Below are 17,985 nucleotides of genomic sequence, written 5' to 3'. Positions count from 1 at the left end.
TTTTAAAGATCAGACATAGTACAACATCAGATGATCAGACGGTTTTGAACTTAGTCTTCTAAAGATCAGACATAGTGCAACATCAGATGATCAAGAGGGTTTTGAACTAAGTCTTTTTAAAGATCAGACATTGTGCAACATCAGATGATCAGACGATTTTGATCTTATTCTTTTGATTTTAATCTTTAAATCTCTACCCCGTCCCAAGGTACCGCCGCAGTTAAGCGTGTCCCGTAGGGACGGCAAGCGGTCCTTACTCCCATAACCCCAGGTCCCGCCAGTCTGAACGCCCACGCCAGTTGCACTTAATCGGGTGTCCAGAGGGCAGAGCCCTTGGGGCCCTCCCTTGGCTAAGGGAGGGTTTGGGAGGGATCGAAACTATTTTAAGGAGGTGAATTTCGTGGCAGTACGTATTCGTCTGAAAAGAATGGGTGCACATAAAGCGCCTTTCTATCGTGTAGTGGTTTCCGATTCCCGGTCCCCTCGTGACGGCCGTTTTATCGAGGAAATCGGTTATTATAATCCGATTGAAGTACCGGCAGTAGTTAAGATCGATGAGGAAAAAGCTCTTAAATGGCTTCAAACAGGTGCGCAGGCATCTGACACCGTCCGCAATCTGCTTTCCAAAGCAGGCGTGATGAAGAAGTTCCATGAGCTGAAGCAACAGAAATAATGACTGATTGCGAGGGTCCTCTATGGAAGAATTAGTTGGAGTTATTGCTAAGGCTTTAGTGGATCATCCAGAGGATGTGGCTGTACGGACCGTGGAGAAGGATCACCTGATTGTATATGAGCTGTCGGTACATCCAGATGATGTCGGCAAGGTCATAGGCAAACAGGGCAGAATCGCCAAAGCGCTTCGTACCGTGGTCACATCTGCAGCAGTCAAGAGCGATAAACGCGTTACCGTGGATATCTTATCTTAAAGAATGCGTTCAATGAGGGGCTAGGGATAGTATATCCCGGCTCCTTTTTGTTGAAATATATAAGAGAACTAAGTTTACGCTGCACAGGAACAGACGAAGGAGAGGATCAGATGACGGAAGAGCTGAACGTAGGCAGGCTGGTCAATACACATGGAATCCGCGGGGAGATCAAAATATTGTCCTCTACCGATTTTCCGGAGGTCCGTTTTGCACCGGGCAAAAAGCTGCTCGTGGTTCCCCCCGATGGAAGCCCGAAATTCGAAGTGACGGTGGAATCCTCACGCGAGCATAAAGGGATGTATATCGTCAGATTAAAGGGATATACCAACATCAATCAGATTGAGAAATATAAAGGAAGCCTCCTGAAGGTCCCCAGTGACGATTTAGTGGAGCTGCCGGAAAATGAATATTATTTCCACCAGATCGTTGGCTGCGAGGTGTATACCGATGAGGATGACAGTCAGCCGCTGGGCACCATAAAAGAAATTCTCCAGCCCGGGGCCAATGATGTGTGGGTGGTAAAGCCGGCTAAAGGTCAGGATATTCTGATTCCGGTCATTAATGACGTTGTGCTCGACGTAGATATTCAGGCCAAAAAAATCAAGGTGCATCTGATGGAAGGACTGCTGCCATGATGCGGATTGATGTGCTGACGCTTTTTCCGGAAATGTGTGAGGGTGTATTCAGCACTAGTATTCTTGGCAAGGCCCGTGACAAAGGCATCGTCTCGCTGAACGCGGTCAACTTCCGTGACTTCTCGGGGAATAAGCACAATAGTGTGGATGATACGCCTTATGGCGGCGGCGGGGGGATGGTGTTGAAGCCTGACCCTATATTTGCCGCAGTGGAGCATGTGCTAGCCGCTTCCGGAAAGCTGGAGCTGTCTGGATGGGAAGGTGAACAGGCCGGTGAAGCGGATAATGAGCATAACACGTATGGTAATGGAGAACCTGCTGTTGTTAACGGGGAAAATACCGCCCAGGCGAAGCCGCGCATCATTCTGATGTGCCCGCAAGGCCGGACCTATAATCAGCAGATTGCCGAGGAGTTGGCACAGGAAGAGCATCTGATTTTTATCTGTGGCCATTATGAAGGTTATGATGAGCGGATCCGGGAACATTTGGTGACCGATGAGCTCTCTATTGGGGACTACGTCCTGACCGGGGGCGAGCTGCCTGCGCTGACGGTAATTGACTCGATTGTGCGGCTGCAGCCCGGGGCGTTGGGGAATGAGACCTCTGCGGTGACGGATTCGTTCAGCACAGGTCTGCTGGAGTATCCGCATTATACCCGCCCGGCTGAATTCCGCGGCTGGAAGGTGCCGGATATACTGCTCAGCGGACATCACGCCAATATCGAAGTGTGGCGGCGGGAGCAGGCCCTGCAGCGGACGTTGGAGCGCCGGCCGGATCTGCTGGAGACAGTTGAACTAACGGCAAAGGATAAAGCAACCCTCAAACGCCTGAAAGAACAAGGCAACAATAAAATTTAGCGGAAAATTACTATAAAATGGAATATTTAGCGTCCTGTTAACGTATACTATGTTGATGGGGCGTTTTTTCTTGCGAATACGTCCATTTCATCGGGCGAAGAAAGTGAACAAAAAATCTAAGCGAATGCTGAAAGGAACATGAGAGAAGCAGAATATTGTGAAAAATGCGAGCAGATGTGCGTTACTATCCTGATTCTGGGGTATATATTAGAGGTGCCGGAAAATACATGCAGCCCAGATGCAGCTATTTCAACTATCGAAAGGAATGAACAATAGTGACTACGAATACGCGTGAAGAACTCAAGCCAAACGTGGACACTGTCCACAAGGAAGCGGAGCCGCTCCGCACTGTAAATGATATTATTGATTTTTATACCAACCGTAAATCATAAGACCGATATAGTATGAACGAAAAACCACTGCCTCAGCTACCCGGAAGCTGGCGTAGTGGTTTTTTGTTAGGTAGTCCTAGATAAACGGGAAATGAAAAAAAGACCGTCCGAAGACGGTCTCTCTACCCGAGGCGCTATTTAAAAATTTGATCCGTATCCCGCGCCACCAGGGCCAATAATTCAGCCGTTGGTCCGGGTAAGGGATACGTTCAACATGTCATGATTGATGTGAACGCACCTCCTTTCCTTGTGCCAAGAGTATAGCATAGCTTCAGCGAAAAAACCATAAATTTTAAGAAAAAGTAGTTTTTTAGAGTTGGGAGTTTTTTGGCGCTTCAGCAGATCTCAAAGAAATTTTGTATAAAAGTGCAAAAATACCGCTGAGCATGGACAATGTAACGACATATGTCTGCGATAGGATGAGCCCTTGCAGAATGGAATCTCTGCACAACATAAATAATAAATATGTCGTAGCCATACCAACAATAAAGGTGCATATTTCAGCAATATTTCGCCGGGCAAAAGCTTTGTTCGTAAGGCCCGAAAAGATCGCAGTGAAATCATACGAAATCAGCAGCAGCAAACCTATTTTATAGAGAACAAGCTTGTGGTGTTGAGAAATTCCATCCTCTATGAGGTATACGGTTACCCGTGCCGCCAGGATACCGATGATCCAGCCTGCAAGATGTGAAGCACACTCAAGGAAGAAGCTTTCTGCCAATTCTGCAGCAGTCAGCCTTGTCCGCATCTCCAGGCAGGCATAGATGAACGCATAGACGAGAAACACACCACACCAGATGTAGAAGTATCCCGGCAGCTCCCCGGATAATAAATCGGCGATAAATTGAATGGCTATTTTAATGATTTCTACGATGAATACAAACAATAGATCACTCTCCAAAGCTTCGTTCAGTGTATGAAATTAAGCTTCAAACTTGAGATTCTGGGGCTCCAGCGGGAAGTTTTCTGTCCGTGTGCGGATGTCGGTAACCGCAATGTCCGTCCCTACTGCTTCAAAGGTACAATCATCAAGCCATACTTTACCGCTTCCCGTAAGGAGAATGCCGATATTGATGCAAGCCGCCTCCTCCGGGATATCCAGTACACAAGCGTAATAATTCCAGTCATTTGTTCCTTTAATGTTTCTGTATTGCATATTGTCAAAGCCGAGCAGATTCTGCAGCTTGTCATCAATGCGCATCCATAAACCGCACCAGCCGCTGACCTCGCAAGTACGTATAAAACCTGCAAACCGCATCCGTTTCCCAAAATAATTTTTAGCGTCAAACTGCTGCATTAAGGTGCCGAATTCAGCTTCGTCCGGCGAATCAACGGCTGTTCGCTCCAAAGATACGGAGTTTCTGCCTCCGTGGTAAATTTGCATATCTAGTGATACTTTGTAATTTCCGGGGGCTGTTCCGGTGATGAGCCAGCCTTTAATTTCGGACATAGTAAATTCCTCTCTTTCTTGAATTAATAGTTTCATTTGTGCCCTATACTCAGCAGGGGGGAGGGCATAAAGCCTTTTAAATGCTCTGGTAAAGGCCTCCTGGCTTTCAAAGCCGTAATGTACAGCTATATCCAAAATCCGTTCCTCGGAATAGAGCAGCAGACGGGCGGCTGAGCTTAATTTCCGGGTGCGGATATATTCCGCCGGACTTTTCCCCACATATTTCTGAAAGATCCGATGGAAGTGGAATTTGGAGAAGCCAGCTTCTCTCGCGATTCTGTCCAAGTTTAATTCTTCATCCAAATGCTGCTCTATAAAATCAATACTTTTGTGAATCACTTCGTAATACAGCCTGGGCACCTCCTTTTCTCTGGCATAAATATACTGTACCTATTCATCGCAGGTTTGATTTTTCTTGCTATTCTGTTTCAACCTATCTGCTTCGCATAATTTTCACTTGAATCTAATACTAATCTGCGGTATATATAAAATGAAGGTAAAAATATCACCTGTGCAGCGGTTCTATTCCTGAACACAGGGCGTATATTGAAAAATGAGCAAGTGATACATAAGTGCCGGGGTATAGCGCAGCCTGGTAGCGCGCACCCTTGGGGTGGGTGAGGTCGCAGGTTCAAATCCTGTTACTCCGATTATACGGTTATCAAGTCAAAGAGAATCACATTCGGCCCGGCAAGTGTCCGGAGGGGAAGTGGTTCTTTTTGTTATGAGCATACCGTTGCCTGTGGTTACAATAAAAAAACACTCCCTCAGAACCATTGGTCCAGAGGAAGTGTTATGGAAGGTATGGGAGTTCAGGATGTTAAGCCCTGCCCCGTTGTTCGCGGTGATCACGGGCAAGCATTACAATACCTGAGCCGAGCGCATAAAGGGCTACAGCCGAGAATAATACCACTACCCATGTGTAATTGCGGACAGTATAGGTAAGGGATGCGAAGATTATAAACCAGGCGATACGGAGAACCCCTTCATTGATAAATCTTTTACCTGCTGCACTCATGAGAGCTGCCTCCTTTGCGAAATTGAAATTGTCTATAGTGCGTAAGCGTTCTAATTATGAATATTATATTAATAATAACCCTTTTTGATCTAAATTGATACACAATGTTCACAAGTTCTTTGATTCACAGCTATTTTATTTATTGCTTTCTGTGGTAAGGCAAGCGCCGTGTCCGGCTTATCCCCCTCCGCATACCATACACCATCACGAATGGGGAGGGGTTCTCAGGTGGAAGCCTATTATAATTGTCTGCATTGTATGAACAAAAAAGTCCGGATCTTAACTACCGACGGCAAACGGCATGAAGGAATCATTGTGGATGTGGACAGAAACAACGTGTATTTGAAAACAAAAGGCAACGGGAAAATGAAGACTTCGGCATTTAATCCTTACGGAAATTATTACGGCGGATTCTACGGCTACGGGAGCGAGATCCTGACATTAAGCTTGTTCACTCTGCTCGCCATAGCGCTGATCTAAATTCAGACGCACAAAAACAGCCAATCTCAACCCGAGGCTGGCTGCTTTTGTGCGTTTGCAATAAGCTGGAGCTTCTTTCAGATTCCGGTTGCTACTGTACTGTAATCGAACCGATTTGTGTGGATAATGACACTAGAGGTCCACCGCCATTAATATCTGTATTGCCGGCTCCGGTTCCTTTGATATGGCCAAGCTCAGTTTTGGCGGATACGGTGCATTTTAGGCTGCCCTCAAGCTCAGCCGTAACTTTGCCGATATCGCTGCGTGCTTTGAGGCTGCTGCCAGTTTCCATGCCGAGGATGTCCAGTTTGATGCTACCCGTATTCGATTCCACTGTTGATTTTCCGCTGAACTGGGTATTGTCCATAACAATTGCACCAACATCGCTGGCAATGTGGAAGGTGCCTTGCAGACTCTGAAGCTGAATCTTTCCAACATTGTTGCTGATATCATATTCATCAATTGCAGCCGGTACCTCTATCTCATAATCGATCGTAAAATTGGAGGCTCCATACTTTTTCTGTGCCCAGGCCCATAGATCTTTTTTGGGTTCATTTTTGGCATGGGTGGACACCTTAAGCTCATCGCCGTCTGCTTGGATCGTAACCTCTGCGTTGTCGAGGATTTTACGTTCAGTCTCCTGATTGAGGCCGAGATGTGTGACAACCGTTGCTTTTACTGTGATGGAATCACTGCCGCCAGAGGTGATTTTCACTTCTCCGACACTGTTCTCCAGAATGATTGCCGAAGAAGAATCGGCTTTCCGGGAAGTTACTAGCTCTTTGCTCATACTGTCAGAGTTTAATTCATCGGCTACCTTCGCTGCAGTATTCTGAACAGCCTGCTCTACGTTTGAAGTAACCTCACTTAATCCTTGCTTGAAGGTCTCTGCAGTTTCCTGCTGAGAATTTCCGGTTAAGCGCTGTTCAAGCTGATTGTCTGCAGCCTCCTTGCCCGGCAGCTCACGGCACCCGGACAGCATGGCAATAGAGAGTACGGCGATGGCCGCAAGTTTTGCTATATTATGATTTCTGTTCAATGTTCAGATCCTCCCAAGGGTTTGAATGAGTCTTATGTATTATCCATACTATATATTATGGGAAAAAATTGGCAAACAGGCTGGAGGCGGGTTGCTGTACTGGACTAAAGTCCAGGATGGTGCAATCAGCTACATTTCAATGAAGAGGTATGCTAGAATAAACGGTGAAACCGGTGTTTTGAAGAAGAAGCCATGGTTAGCGGCAAAGCAGGAGCAGCGGCTAATATATACTTTGAATGAAGGAAAGTCTGTTTACTATTAGACTGATACCAGTCAGAGGAGCGGATGATGCAGATGCAGTATGCGGCGATTGTAGTGGTCTTGTTAGTTGGTGTGATTGTATATTTTGGTTACCGCAGCCGGAAAGGGCAGCCCTCGGACCCGAAGCGCAGCACCGCCAGTAATGTGATTTCTATGGAACGGCACCGGAAGGCTAAGCAGAGTGCGGTCGAACAGCCTTGCTCATCGTGCAAGAAGAAAAACGGTAAGCTGATCTTCTATGCCCAGGATAATGGTACGGTTGTAGGCTTATGCAAGGATTGCAAAGCGAAGGCCAAGAAACGCGATATGCTGCCGCTGTAAATCTTAAAAAATTGGTTGTCTTTACAGGGCGTTTATGGTAATATTATTTCTGTTGTGTGGAATACGGTGGTCCTCTGCGGATAATGAGGGAGAGCGATGATCTCTCCGGAAGAGGCATGAACACCTGTACGGAAGGAGGAAGTCCTAAATGAATATCCTACAAGCAATTACGCAAGAGCAGCTTCGCAAAGATATCCCGAGTTTTCGCCCGGGTGACACTTTGAAAGTGCATGTAAAAGTTATTGAAGGAACTCGTGAACGGATCCAGCTGTTCGAAGGCGTTGTAATCAAACGCCGCGGCGGTGGAATCAGTGAGACTTTTACGGTTCGTAAAATCTCTTACGGTGTTGGTGTGGAAAGAACTTTCCCAATCAACTCGCCTAAGATCGAGAAAATCGAAGTGGCTCGCCGTGGTAAAGTGCGTCGTGCGAAGCTCTATTACCTTCGTGACCTGCGCGGTAAAGCTGCAAGAATCAAAGAAATCCGTCGCTAGTATTGCGGCAAGTGAAAGGGGCTTGATTTCAAGCCCCTTTCGTTTATTCTTGAAGAGAACTAAGATTCATTATAATATATGCCTTAGGATCAGCTTCTCCGAAAAGGCCTCCTGACGGAGTAATCGTGGAGGAGTTTTTGGCAGGAGTTTTTTTGTTGTATAGTGAGGGTAGCATATAGAGAGGACGGTGAACTATGCAGCAGGATTTACAGCAGGGACAAGGTGAGATTGTTGAGCCTGACGGCAAGAATCCCCGCAAGCCCAAAAATGAAGTATTGGAATGGATTAAGGCCATTGCCATTGCTTTGGTTCTGGTGATTTTGATTCGTTGGCTTTTGTTCAAGCCGTTTATTGTGGATGGACCTTCCATGCAGCCTAATTTTCATACCGGTGAGCGTGTGATCGTCAATGAAATCTTATACGACATTCGTTCGCCTCAGCGGGGTGAGGTGATTGTGTTCCATGTGCCTTCTGAAGGAAGAGACTTCATTAAGCGTGTAATCGGTGTGGCTGGAGATACTGTGAAGGTTGAAGGCGATGTCGTTACTGTGAACGGCCAGCCGGTGAATGAAACGTACATCCAAGGCGCGATTGATGAGGCGCACAATAACAACGCATTGTATAACGATAAGAATTTCCCCAATGAAAAATTTACGGATGGAACCGTGCCGGAAGGGCATGTCTTTGTAATGGGAGACAACCGTTCGGACAGTACCGACAGCCGTATGATCGGATATGTGCCGCTAAGTGATATTGTTGGCCGTGCGGACCTGATCTTCTGGCCGGTAAAGGATATTTCAGTGATTAACCATTAAGTTGACGGAAGTCAAAGGAGGTGACGGCAATGGCCATTCAATGGTTTCCTGGTCATATGACGAAGGCCAGGCGGCAAATCGAGGATAAGCTGAAGCTGATTGATGTGTGTATAGAACTGCTCGATTCCCGTCTGCCGCTTTCCAGCCGCAATCCGATGATTGACGATATTCTGCGGGACAAGCCAAGGCTGATTATTCTGAATAAGGCAGACCTGGCAGATCCTGAGGCTACACGGAAATGGCTGGCCTTTTTCAAAGCGGAAGGCCATGTTGCCCATCCGGTGGATGCGGCTACAGGCACAGGCATCAAAGAGATTCCCGAGCAGGTGAAGCTGCTGCTGAAGGACAAAATCGACCGGCAGATTGCTAAAGGGATGAACCCGCGGCCCAGCCGGGCGCTGATCGTTGGAATTCCCAATGTGGGCAAATCTACGCTTATCAACCGCATGGCGGGCAAAAATATCGCTGCAACCGGTGACCGTCCGGGTGTTACCAAAGGACAGCAATGGATAAAGACCGGCGGAAATCTGGAGCTTCTGGACACACCGGGGATTCTGTGGCCCAAATTCGAAGATCAGGAAGTGGGCTACCGTCTGGCGGTAACCGGCGCAATCAAAGAGGAAATCCTGAACATTGAGGATATCGCCTTTTTTGCGGTGAAGTACCTGGTCAAGGATTACGGTGCAAGTTTCCAGGAACGGTTTGGAATCGAGAAACTCCCGGAGGATTTAGAGAATCCAGACGAAATTGTGGCTGTTATGGAAGCTGTAGGGCGTAAACGCGGTTGTCTGATCAGCGGCGGACGGGTGGATCTGGAGAAAGCTTCACGGATCCTGCTGCATGATCTGCGGGCAGGCAAACTGGGACGTTTTACGCTTGAGACACCTTAATAGAGGTTGACGTGGAGTGGAAAAACCATCCGGGCAGTTGGGGTGGTTTTTTGTTGTGCTGGCCGAAAGGATCTTCCTGAATTTGGAAGTTCTGTTTTGAGCATAAAGTGGGATGACCGCGGAGTGTTCTTATGATAAGCTGGCTGATACAGGGAACTGGGAGATTAGAATTGGTGGTGGAGAACGGTGAGTTCTATGGATATGTTAAGCTACGAAAAAGAATGCTGGGAACAGAATTACTGCCGTATTGCCGGTGTTGACGAGGTAGGGAGAGGCTGTCTGTTCGGCGACGTGGTGGCCGCTGCGGTTATTTTGCCGGAGGGTCTGATCATTGAGGGTGTGGATGACTCCAAGAAGCTGTCCGCGAAGAAACGGGAGATGCTGTTCGAGCTGATTATGGACCAGGCGCTGGCAGTAAGTGTGGGGCATGTCGACTCGGTCCTGATCGATAAGATCAACATCAAGCAGGCCTCCAGACTGGCGATGAGAAAAGCGGTAGAGGGTCTGGAATGCCCTCCTGACTATATGCTGATTGATGCGGAAAAAGTAGATCTTCCGCTGCCGCAGCAGGCGATTATTAAAGGGGATGCCAACAGCCAGTCCATTGCCGCTGCTTCGATTGTAGCCAAAGTTACACGCGACCGTCTGTGTGAAGGTCTCTGGGAGGAATTATACCCGGACTACGGGATTAAAATACATAAAGGCTATGCAACGAAGCTTCACAGGGAACAGCTAATGGCGCTGGGACCAACTCCCATGCACCGCCGCAGCTTTCTGGGGAAAATTCTCTCGGATGAACCGGCTTTGTTTTAGGTTGGCCAGTTTAATCTGTATAGGTGGAAAAAGTAAAACTAATTAACTGAAATCCTGGCTACAGAAGGTATTAGTTGGATTTTGTACACCTAATTATGCATATTCATCTCATACGGCTGCTTTCAGCACAATTAGTGATATTTTTTCCACTTAAGTCTGCCAAGTTCTAAGTGTTGGACTCAATTAGTGATACTTTTTCCACTTTGGTAGGAGACGGCCAGCCAGCACTGGGAGTCATAGAATGATGTGTGAGCACTGGTAAGGGAAGTTCTTAAGAATCCCTGGAAATTACCGATATAAAATAGAAAGATGCACACGAAGGGAGGGGGAACGGCATGAACATCGGATCTCTGATTCGCGGATTGCTCGGAGACAATAAAATGGGCGAGCCCAAGTCAGTAGAGCTCAAAGAAGGCCAGGTAGTCCGGGGTGTGGTGCTCAGTGTGTCGGAATCCGGCAGAGAAGCGGTCGTTCAGATTCAGGGCACGCCTGTCCGTGCGGAGCTGGAGACCCCGCTGCAGCCTGGACAAACACTGAATCTGCAAGTTGCTCCTCCGGGCGACGGAGGGTTGCCTGTTTTGAAGCCTGTTTCGAACGGTGAGGCGATATTGGCATCTCCACAGAGTATGGGGGAAGCCCTGGAATCACTGGGGCTTACGGATTCCAAGGCAGGCAAGGAAATTATACAGGCTATGGTCTCTGGCGGCATTGCGCTGACCAAGGAAACTGCGGCGAAGCTGGAGGCTGTAATGAATGCCAAACCGCCGAATGTTCCGGTGTCGGAATGGCTGGAGGCGGCAGTGATATCGGTAAAGCGCGGGCTCCCAGTCACAGCAGAAAGCGTGAGAGGGCTGCAGCAAGCGGTATTCGGACCCAAGCTGCATCAGCTTGTGGCTCAGCTTGAAACGGCGATTGGCTTATGGGTGCAGCAGGAGAACGATACGGCAGGCGGAAGTACAGCACCGGGCAGTTCCAGCCAGCCTGCATCATCTATTAGTGCTGGAACGGCTCCTGCCCCGGCAGTGTCTGTGGGCGGAACGGCTGCGGCTCCGGCAGCTCCGGCAACTCCGGCAGCTGGTCAAGCAGAGGGTGTTGATGTCTCACGTGCACCAGCAGCTCCAGGGGAGTCTGTATCTGCCGATGAGGCGGCTGAACTTCCCGGTAAGACACCGGCAGGCGCCCTAAAAACAGAGCCGCCTGCCGGGAATGCAGCTGCAGCTCCGGCAGGCAATCCAACTGCCGATGCAGAGCCGCCGGTTGCGGCTTCAGCTAACCGGACGGGGGTTGCTCCGGCGCAGCCGCCAGTGGATGGAGATGCTGCGGAAGCAGCGGCGGCTCCGAAGGCGGGTAATGCCCAGCCGTCCGCTGCAGGATTAGCTGCAGCAGCGGGTGGTGTTGTGCCTTCTGCTGAACCGGCAGAAGGCCTGGAACCACGTTCCGTTCCGCAGCCGGAACGTAGTGCAGTGCCGGCAGCAGAAACCTCTGCTGCCGGCAAGGGTGCCGCCCTGCTCGCGAAGCTGCAGGGCGTGCTCACCGAGCTGCGCGGCACGCTGCCGCAGCTCGCCGCAGCCCCGCCCGCTGACGCGGCGGGGCCAGCCCCTGCCCCTGCGGCTGCGCAGCCGCAGCAGGGCACCACAGCCCCGCCAGCGGCGGCGGGGCAAGAACCGGCCCCCGCGCCTGCCGGGCAGCGCGGGGACAGCCCGTCTGCGGCTGTAGCGCAGCAGACGGGCACCGCACCCGCAGCACCCACGGACACGGAGTCGTGGGTGGGGCGGGTGCTGAAGCTGCTCGGTGCGGAGCACGAGCAGCAGGCTGTTCGCAGCGGCGCGCAGCAGCAGCCGCAGCTGGCCGTGGCCCCGCCCGCCGACGCGGCGGGGCATGCCCCAAAGGCAGCGCTGCCGCAGGCTGCGCTGGCCAGTGCGGCTGAAGGCGGGGATACAGCCGCCGATACGCTGAAGGGCGTGCTGCTGCAGGTGCTGGGCAGCAGCGAGGTGCCGCCTGCGGTCAAGGAAGCCGCAGGCCAGCTGGTGCAGCAGCTCACAGGGCAGCAGCTGCTCCTGAATACTGACCGTACGGCTCCGTTCGCGCAGGTGACGATGTTCCTGCCGCTGCGGGGGCCGGACGGGCAGGAAACGGCTTCCGTCCATATCCAGTCGAGACGGGGCCGCAGAGGCGAGCTCGATGCGGCGAACTGCCGCCTGTGGTTTGACCTGGATATGAAGCAGCTGGGACAGACGCTGGTAGATGTGCAGGTGGTCGACAGGATCGTCAGTCTGAAGCTGCATAATGATACGCCTTGGGTGCTGGAACTGCTGGAAGAACGCAAGGATGAGATTGGCGCAGCAGTGGAATCGATAGGCTATCAGCTGTTGAGTCTGCGGACGGAACCATTGCCCCAGCCAAGCGCAGCGTCTGCTTCTGTTGCGGGCCATGCAGGCAAGCTGGCTGATTATGTGCCGGATTCCTATAAAGGAGTGGATTACCGCATATGAGTGAGCCTGCCGATGAAATTTCTCCAAACCTCAAAAAAGCGGTAGCCCTGAAGTATTCGCCTGGTCAGAGTGAAGCTCCGGTCGTTGTAGCCAAAGGACAAGGTGCAGTGGCGGACAGGATTCTGCAGATGGCCAAAGACAGCGGAGTGGCCGTGCAGGAAGATGCCGCCCTGGTTGAAGTACTGTCTAAGCTTGACCTTGACCAGCAGATTCCTCCACAGCTGTATCAGCTGGTGGCCGAAATCTTGAGCTATGTGTACCAGAGCGACCGCGCTGCCGCAGAGCGGAGGCTGAAGTGAGCGGGGGTCCGCCTGAAGAGGCTTATTCCCGCAAGCAAAAAGGGGCAGCCGGCGAAAAAGCCGCTGTCCAATATTTGTCTGCCCAAGGCTACAAGATTATTGACAGGAATTGGCGCTGCCGCAGCGGGGAACTGGACATTATTGCTGAATACGGTGAGGTGCTTATTTTTGTTGAAGTGCGCAGCCGTAGCGGGAGTCCGCTTCAGGGGACTCCGGAGGAATCTGTGGATGAACGTAAAATCCGTCAGGTCCGGGCCACAGCCCAGGTATATCTGCATATGAAGAGTCAGGAGGAGCGCCGGGTTTCTTTTGACGTCATCACGGTGATGCTGAATGAAGACTTGGGAATCACATCCCTTCACCATATCCGTGAAGCTTTTTAAGTTTTTTTTACCATTTGTTGTCTTTTTATACATTTAGTCTTGACTTAACCTCCGCACTATGGGTCATTTCTTCGAGGAAATGGGTAAACATTATTGTAACTTTTTAATGCCACCATGAGGAGGGCTGTCCGAGTGAAAAATCAACCATTTAATATACAGGTAAGTTTTACTTGCCAATATTGTGACAACAAAATCGCAGTAGAGCTGGACGGAGAGCCTGTATCCGTTGTATGCTGCAGCAAGTGTAACAAGACTTTTACCGTTATGCGGCCCGCCATAGCGGAGGAGATATTGATTGACTGGGAAAATGAAGCCTTATTTCAAAAAATCCGTGCCGAAAAGACCCAAAGCAGCAATAGCAGCCTGCTGTCGCTTGTGATTCGGGTAATTGAGCTGTTGACCTGGCGCGACAAAGGCAATGGACAAGTGGAAGCGATCAAGGAGATGCGCCAGTGGCTGATTGAGCATGAGGAAGTACCTCCGTTGGCCGAGTTGATTAAGCTGGATACGAACAGCCAGCGCTCTGCCAAACGGAACTGGAACGATTGAAAGGTAGGGGAGCAGATTGCCAGATGTATTCTTTACTTCAGACCAGCATTTTGGACACAAGCTGATTATTGATTTTGAGTCCCGTCCCTTCAGCAGTGTCGAAGAAATGGATCAGGTCATGATCGGGAAGTGGAATGCTGTTGTCGGTGCAGAAGATACAGTTTTTCATTTAGGGGATTTCTCTTTCTTGAACATGGAACGCACGCGGGATATCGTCTCTTCCCTGAATGGTTATAAAATTCTGGTTCTTGGCAATCACGACCGCAGCCGAGGCCGGAACTGGTGGCTGAAAGCCGGGTTTAATGAGGTGAGTGAATACCCTATAGTGTATAAGGATTTCTTTTTTCTCTCGCATGAACCGATGTATATGAACAAGCATATGCCTTACGTGAATGTGCATGGGCATATTCATGGCCAGAAGTATGAGGGGAACAATCATTTTAACATTTGCGTAGAACACTGGGACTATACACCTCTGTCTTTTTCTCAAATCACAGATAGGGTTGTAGTAAAAGAGGAAAGCTGACGAATTTTTTTGCTAAAACAGCTTGCATATTTATGTAATTATTAAAATTTGCTTTTGCTTGACCCCAGCTATTGATTATAGCATGGAAAGCTAAGTATACTGAGGATAATAGAGTTGATGGGAAATTGAGGAAGCACCCTTTTTCTTGAATCTAGTCCGCCTGCATGTGGGCGTATTTCAGGGGAAGAGGTGTTTTTTGTTATGTATGGAAAAATGCACAGCGCATGCCTGTACGGCATTGAAGGAGTGATGATTGGTGTGGAAATTGACCTGGCGAACGGTCTGCCGCAGACGAGTATTATCGGATTGCCGGATTCAGCCATTAGAGAAGCCGTAGAAAGAGTGCGCGCCGCCGTCAAAAATTGCGGCTACCGTTACCCCCAGCAGCGCGTCACAATCAATCTGGCTCCGGCTGACCTCCGCAAAGAGGGATCCGCCTTTGATCTGGCCATCGCGCTCGGCATCCTGACCACAAGCGGTCAGCTGGTTATGCCCGATGCGGAAAATTTGCTGCTCATCGGTGAGCTGGCGCTGGATGGCAGTCTGCGGCCGGTTACCGGAGTTCTGCCCATGGTTGAAGCGGCCAGGCGTGCTGGCCTTACGGCTGTGCTTGTACCTGCAGGCAATGCTGCTGAAGCGGCGCTGATCAGCGGAATGACGATCTATGCTGCAGAGCATTTGCGGGAGCTGCCCCTGCCACAGGCAAAGGGTGAACCTTTGTATGCGCCCCGCAAAAGAAAACAGCATAAGCCGGAGCCGAAGAAAGCATCCGATGCTGCAGGTTTTGGCTGCTTACCGGAAATACCATCCGCGGCAGCTGCGGAGTCTTCGGTGGTGCCATCTCCTGCGCTGCAAAGCGGGCTTCCTTTTCCTGTTACAGTTAGTTCAGGCCCAGCTGTGCAGGAGCAAGCTTTGGTGAATGTGCTAACCTTAGAACACTTGAAGTACACCGCTCAATATAAGCAGTCAAATTCATGCAGCACCGTAGAAAACCTAATGAAGGAAGACTACAGTGATGTGCTTGGACAGAATCATGTGAAGCGGGCACTGATGATTGCGGCTGCCGGAATGCATAATATTGTCCTGATCGGTCCGCCCGGAACAGGCAAAACCATGCTGATCAAACGCTTGCCAGGCATACTTCCGGAACTTTGCGACAGGGAGTCGCTGGAGGTGACCAAAATATTCAGCGCCGCAGGCAAGCTGAAGGATGCCCGCAGCGGACTCATGCGCAGCCGCCCTTTCCGGTCTCCGCATCATACGATCTCGGCGGCAGGGCTGATTGGGGGCGGAGGGGTCCCGAAACCGGGTGAGGTTAGCCTGGCGCATCGCGGTGTTCTCTTCTTGGATGAGCTGCCGGAGTTCTCCCGGAATGTGCTGGAAGTGCTGCGCCAGCCCCTGGAGGATGGGGTAGTCACGATCAGCCGCGCCCGGGCGTCGTTTACATTTCCCGCACAATTTTTACTCGCTTGTTCTATGAATCCGTGCAGCTGCGGGTATTTGGGAAGCACCGGAACACATCTGCGATGCACCTGCAGTCCGGCGAAGATCGCACAATACCGCGGCAAAATCTCCGGACCGCTCCTGGACCGGATAGATATGCAGGTGGATGTTCCCCGTCCAACGGACTGGGAGGGGCAAGGCCCTTCATTATCTTCGGCAGAGATGCGCTCTGAAGTGCTTAAGGTGCAGGCTGTTCAGGCGGAACGCTACAGAAGTCTTCCGATCTCCTGGAACAGCGAGCTTTCAGGAGCGGCTCTGCGCCATTATGCCAGGCTGCAGAAGGACGGCAGAGAGCTGCTCAATGATATCCTGGAAAATCTCGGGTTAAGCATGCGTGCACATGACCGGATCATTAAACTGGCCCGTACGATTGCCGATCTTGAAGGTGCCGCGGATATTAGCTCTGCACATCTTGCCGAGGCTGTCCAATACCGTAATCTGGACCGGCAGGTTGTAATGGATGAGTGACAACGCTGTGAAATCAGATCATATATATTTATATAGTCAAACAAGCCACCCGGTTTTGACGGGTGGCTTGCGTTATGTTAACGAGATGTGCAGCAGGCTTTCTTACAGCACATTCAGCTTGACCACGATATTTCCGCGGGTTGCGCGGGAGTAAGGGCATGCCCCGTGAGCAGCTTCCACCAGCCGGGCTGCGGTTTCCTTATCAACGCCTTTGACCAGGACATCCAGCTTCACGGCGATGCCGAATCCGCCATCTTCAACTTTGCCGAAGCTTACGGTAGCCGTTACTTCACTGCCTTCAATTTTTACTTTACCCAAACGGGCAACCATATTCAGCGCGCTGTCGAAGCAAGCGGAATAGCCGGCTGCAAACAGCTGTTCGGGGTTGGTGCCTTCTCCGCCGGCGCCGCCCATTTCCCGTGGAGTGCTGATGGTAAGATTCAGTTTTGGGCTCTCGGATTCGATATAGCCGTTTCTTCCGCCTACTGCTTTTACTGTGGTTTCGTACATTTTCTGTTGAATAGTCATCATAATGAATCGCTCCCGTTCATTCGTTATTGTATTTTACACAACTTAATTTAACACAATTAAAATAATAGTCAATATATTTTTCGCTATTAACATGATATTAATCAGGAATTGTGATAAAATAATGCCATAAAGGCAGGTGAATATAATATGCAAGAGACAAATACAACCCCCGAACTGCTGCTTGAAAATCAATTGTGCTTTACGATTTATGCCTGTTCCCGTGAATTTACGAAGCTGTACCAGCCTCATCTGGACAAGATTGGCCTCACGTATTCGCAATACCTTGTAATGCTTGTGCTCTGGGAAAGAAACCAGTGTACGGTTAAAGAGCTGGGTGAGGCGCTTTTTTTGGACTCAGGTACATTAACACCGCTGTTGAAGAGGCTGCAGGCTGCCGGTCTGATTCTCCGCGAACGCTCGCTTCAGGATGAGCGGAAGGTATTGATCTCACTTACCGAGCAGGGAAGGAAGCTGAAGAGTGAAGCGGCGTGCATCCCCGGCAAAATGGCGGAAGGAACCATGCTGTCGGCAGATGAATTTGTCGGTCTTCTGGGTCAATTCAAGGACCTGCTTGCCCGTGTTCATGAAGCCAATACCCAGACTGCGAAATAGCTTGTTTGTGTAAAGTCAATGCAATCGTTCGCATTTCGGCATGAAATTGAGCGAAAATGTATGTATAAATCATGAAAGTTTTTAAGGAAAGCGTTTTTAAAACATGTTACAATATTCTGGGTTTCATATTATGGCTCTGGGTGAAAATCGGATCACACTGGTTATTCATCCCGGGATGCCATGGACAGAAACCTATGCCGTGGTCAGGATCATGCGGCATGGGTATTCTGTA

The 17,985-nt window shown here is 50.0% G+C and carries 22 protein-coding genes, 1 tRNA gene and 1 pseudogene; 18 read left to right on the top strand and 6 right to left on the bottom strand.

Features of this window, described 5'->3' with window-relative positions; translation table 11 throughout:
* Positions 1-400 precede the first annotated feature (400 nt).
* The 4 genes from rpsP (at position 401) to trmD (ending at position 2,418) form a co-directional block, all read left to right on the top strand.
* The gene (gene rpsP / locus BLQ82_RS12675) at positions 401-673 is read left to right on the top strand and encodes a 30S ribosomal protein S16 (protein ID WP_019910363.1); all 273 of its coding nucleotides are present in this window, start codon (positions 401-403) and stop codon (positions 671-673) included.
* Between the two features lie 22 nt (positions 674-695).
* On the top strand, positions 696-926 hold the full coding sequence (locus BLQ82_RS12670; protein WP_020432321.1) for a KH domain-containing protein: 231 nt from the start codon (positions 696-698) through the stop codon (positions 924-926).
* Between the two features lie 110 nt (positions 927-1,036).
* The gene (rimM, locus tag BLQ82_RS12665; RefSeq protein WP_062523189.1) at positions 1,037-1,561 is read left to right on the top strand and encodes a ribosome maturation factor RimM; all 525 of its coding nucleotides are present in this window, start codon (positions 1,037-1,039) and stop codon (positions 1,559-1,561) included.
* The gene (trmD, locus tag BLQ82_RS12660; RefSeq protein ID WP_062523315.1) at positions 1,561-2,418 is read left to right on the top strand and encodes a tRNA (guanosine(37)-N1)-methyltransferase TrmD; all 858 of its coding nucleotides are present in this window, start codon (positions 1,561-1,563) and stop codon (positions 2,416-2,418) included. The genes rimM and trmD overlap by 1 nt, the downstream gene beginning before the upstream one ends.
* A 702-nt stretch (positions 2,419-3,120) precedes the next feature.
* On the opposite strand, the gene BLQ82_RS12655 is transcribed toward trmD, so the two are convergent.
* The 3 genes and pseudogenes from BLQ82_RS12655 to BLQ82_RS32615 form a co-directional block, all read right to left on the bottom strand.
* Positions 3,121-3,696: a DUF5823 family protein gene (locus tag BLQ82_RS12655; RefSeq protein WP_062523191.1), complete on the bottom strand. Its 576-nt coding sequence runs from the start codon at positions 3,694-3,696 to the stop codon at positions 3,121-3,123.
* A 36-nt stretch (positions 3,697-3,732) separates the two neighbouring features.
* Positions 3,733-4,260, bottom strand: a complete 528-nt coding sequence (locus tag BLQ82_RS32620) for a hypothetical protein (protein WP_244280782.1) — start codon at positions 4,258-4,260, stop codon at positions 3,733-3,735.
* 48 nt (positions 4,261-4,308) lie between these two features.
* Positions 4,309-4,599: pseudogene (locus tag BLQ82_RS32615) on the bottom strand (helix-turn-helix domain-containing protein); the annotation flags it as partial.
* A gap of 237 nt (positions 4,600-4,836) precedes the next feature.
* Between BLQ82_RS32615 and BLQ82_RS12645 the strand changes: the two are divergent.
* Positions 4,837-4,910 (top strand) — tRNA-Pro (locus BLQ82_RS12645).
* Positions 4,911-5,080: 170 nt separating this feature from the next.
* Here the strand turns inward: BLQ82_RS12645 and BLQ82_RS12640 are convergent.
* Positions 5,081-5,278, bottom strand: coding sequence for a hypothetical protein (locus BLQ82_RS12640; protein WP_020432328.1), 198 nt, complete (start codon positions 5,276-5,278; stop codon positions 5,081-5,083).
* A gap of 228 nt (positions 5,279-5,506) precedes the next feature.
* Between BLQ82_RS12640 and BLQ82_RS12635 the strand changes: the two genes are divergently transcribed.
* Entirely contained in the window at positions 5,507-5,758 is a 252-nt protein-coding gene (locus BLQ82_RS12635) for an LSm family protein (protein ID WP_062523195.1), read from the top strand.
* A 91-nt stretch (positions 5,759-5,849) separates the two neighbouring features.
* On the opposite strand, the gene BLQ82_RS12630 is transcribed toward BLQ82_RS12635, so the two are convergent.
* Positions 5,850-6,797: a hypothetical protein gene (locus BLQ82_RS12630; RefSeq protein ID WP_062523197.1), complete on the bottom strand. Its 948-nt coding sequence runs from the start codon at positions 6,795-6,797 to the stop codon at positions 5,850-5,852.
* A gap of 285 nt (positions 6,798-7,082) precedes the next feature.
* Between BLQ82_RS12630 and BLQ82_RS12620 the strand changes: the two genes are divergently transcribed.
* The 11 genes from BLQ82_RS12620 (at position 7,083) to BLQ82_RS12570 (ending at position 16,610) form a co-directional block, all read left to right on the top strand.
* Positions 7,083-7,379 (top strand): hypothetical protein, encoded by a 297-nt coding sequence (locus BLQ82_RS12620; RefSeq protein ID WP_157243796.1) that lies wholly within the window; start codon positions 7,083-7,085, stop codon positions 7,377-7,379.
* 148 nt (positions 7,380-7,527) lie between these two features.
* Positions 7,528-7,872 (top strand): 50S ribosomal protein L19, encoded by a 345-nt coding sequence (gene rplS / locus BLQ82_RS12615; RefSeq protein WP_019910375.1) that lies wholly within the window; start codon positions 7,528-7,530, stop codon positions 7,870-7,872.
* Positions 7,873-8,066: 194 nt separating this feature from the next.
* Positions 8,067-8,687: a signal peptidase I gene (gene lepB / locus BLQ82_RS12610; protein WP_062523203.1), complete on the top strand. Its 621-nt coding sequence runs from the start codon at positions 8,067-8,069 to the stop codon at positions 8,685-8,687.
* Between the two features lie 29 nt (positions 8,688-8,716).
* On the top strand, positions 8,717-9,577 hold the full coding sequence (gene ylqF / locus BLQ82_RS12605) for a ribosome biogenesis GTPase YlqF (protein ID WP_062523205.1): 861 nt from the start codon (positions 8,717-8,719) through the stop codon (positions 9,575-9,577).
* 195 nt (positions 9,578-9,772) lie between these two features.
* On the top strand, positions 9,773-10,390 hold the full coding sequence (locus tag BLQ82_RS12600) for a ribonuclease HII (RefSeq protein ID WP_062523207.1): 618 nt from the start codon (positions 9,773-9,775) through the stop codon (positions 10,388-10,390).
* Between the two features lie 335 nt (positions 10,391-10,725).
* Positions 10,726-12,882, top strand: coding sequence for a hypothetical protein (locus BLQ82_RS12595; RefSeq protein WP_062523209.1), 2,157 nt, complete (start codon positions 10,726-10,728; stop codon positions 12,880-12,882).
* Positions 12,879-13,181 carry an EscU/YscU/HrcU family type III secretion system export apparatus switch protein gene (locus tag BLQ82_RS12590; protein ID WP_062523211.1) on the top strand — a complete coding sequence of 101 codons (303 nt, stop codon included), beginning with the start codon at positions 12,879-12,881 and terminating at the stop codon, positions 13,179-13,181. The genes BLQ82_RS12595 and BLQ82_RS12590 overlap by 4 nt, the downstream gene beginning before the upstream one ends.
* Entirely contained in the window at positions 13,178-13,564 is a 387-nt protein-coding gene (locus BLQ82_RS12585) for a YraN family protein (protein ID WP_062523213.1), read from the top strand. The genes BLQ82_RS12590 and BLQ82_RS12585 overlap by 4 nt, the downstream gene beginning before the upstream one ends.
* 132 nt (positions 13,565-13,696) lie before the next feature.
* Positions 13,697-14,113 carry a hypothetical protein gene (locus tag BLQ82_RS12580; RefSeq protein ID WP_062523215.1) on the top strand — a complete coding sequence of 139 codons (417 nt, stop codon included), beginning with the start codon at positions 13,697-13,699 and terminating at the stop codon, positions 14,111-14,113.
* 16 nt (positions 14,114-14,129) lie between these two features.
* The gene (locus tag BLQ82_RS12575) at positions 14,130-14,639 is read left to right on the top strand and encodes a hypothetical protein (RefSeq protein WP_062523217.1); all 510 of its coding nucleotides are present in this window, start codon (positions 14,130-14,132) and stop codon (positions 14,637-14,639) included.
* Between the two features lie 201 nt (positions 14,640-14,840).
* The gene (locus BLQ82_RS12570) at positions 14,841-16,610 is read left to right on the top strand and encodes a YifB family Mg chelatase-like AAA ATPase (protein ID WP_062523219.1); all 1,770 of its coding nucleotides are present in this window, start codon (positions 14,841-14,843) and stop codon (positions 16,608-16,610) included.
* A gap of 102 nt (positions 16,611-16,712) precedes the next feature.
* Here BLQ82_RS12570 and BLQ82_RS12565 read toward each other — a convergent pair whose 3' ends face one another.
* Entirely contained in the window at positions 16,713-17,141 is a 429-nt protein-coding gene (locus BLQ82_RS12565; protein WP_062523221.1) for an organic hydroperoxide resistance protein, read from the bottom strand.
* A gap of 147 nt (positions 17,142-17,288) precedes the next feature.
* Here BLQ82_RS12565 and BLQ82_RS12560 point away from each other — a divergent pair, with 147 nt between their 5' ends.
* A complete protein-coding gene (locus tag BLQ82_RS12560; RefSeq protein ID WP_062523223.1) occupies positions 17,289-17,753 on the top strand; it encodes a MarR family winged helix-turn-helix transcriptional regulator in 465 nt (154 codons plus the stop codon).
* The last annotated feature ends 232 nt before the right edge of the window (positions 17,754-17,985 follow it).

Source organism: Paenibacillus jilunlii (assembly GCF_900102965.1).
GTDB classification, from domain to species: Bacteria; Bacillota; Bacilli; order Paenibacillales; family Paenibacillaceae; genus Paenibacillus_AQ; species Paenibacillus_AQ jilunlii.
Note: the sequence above shows the minus strand (reverse complement) of the source record. Positions and strands in the feature narration are given on the sequence as shown.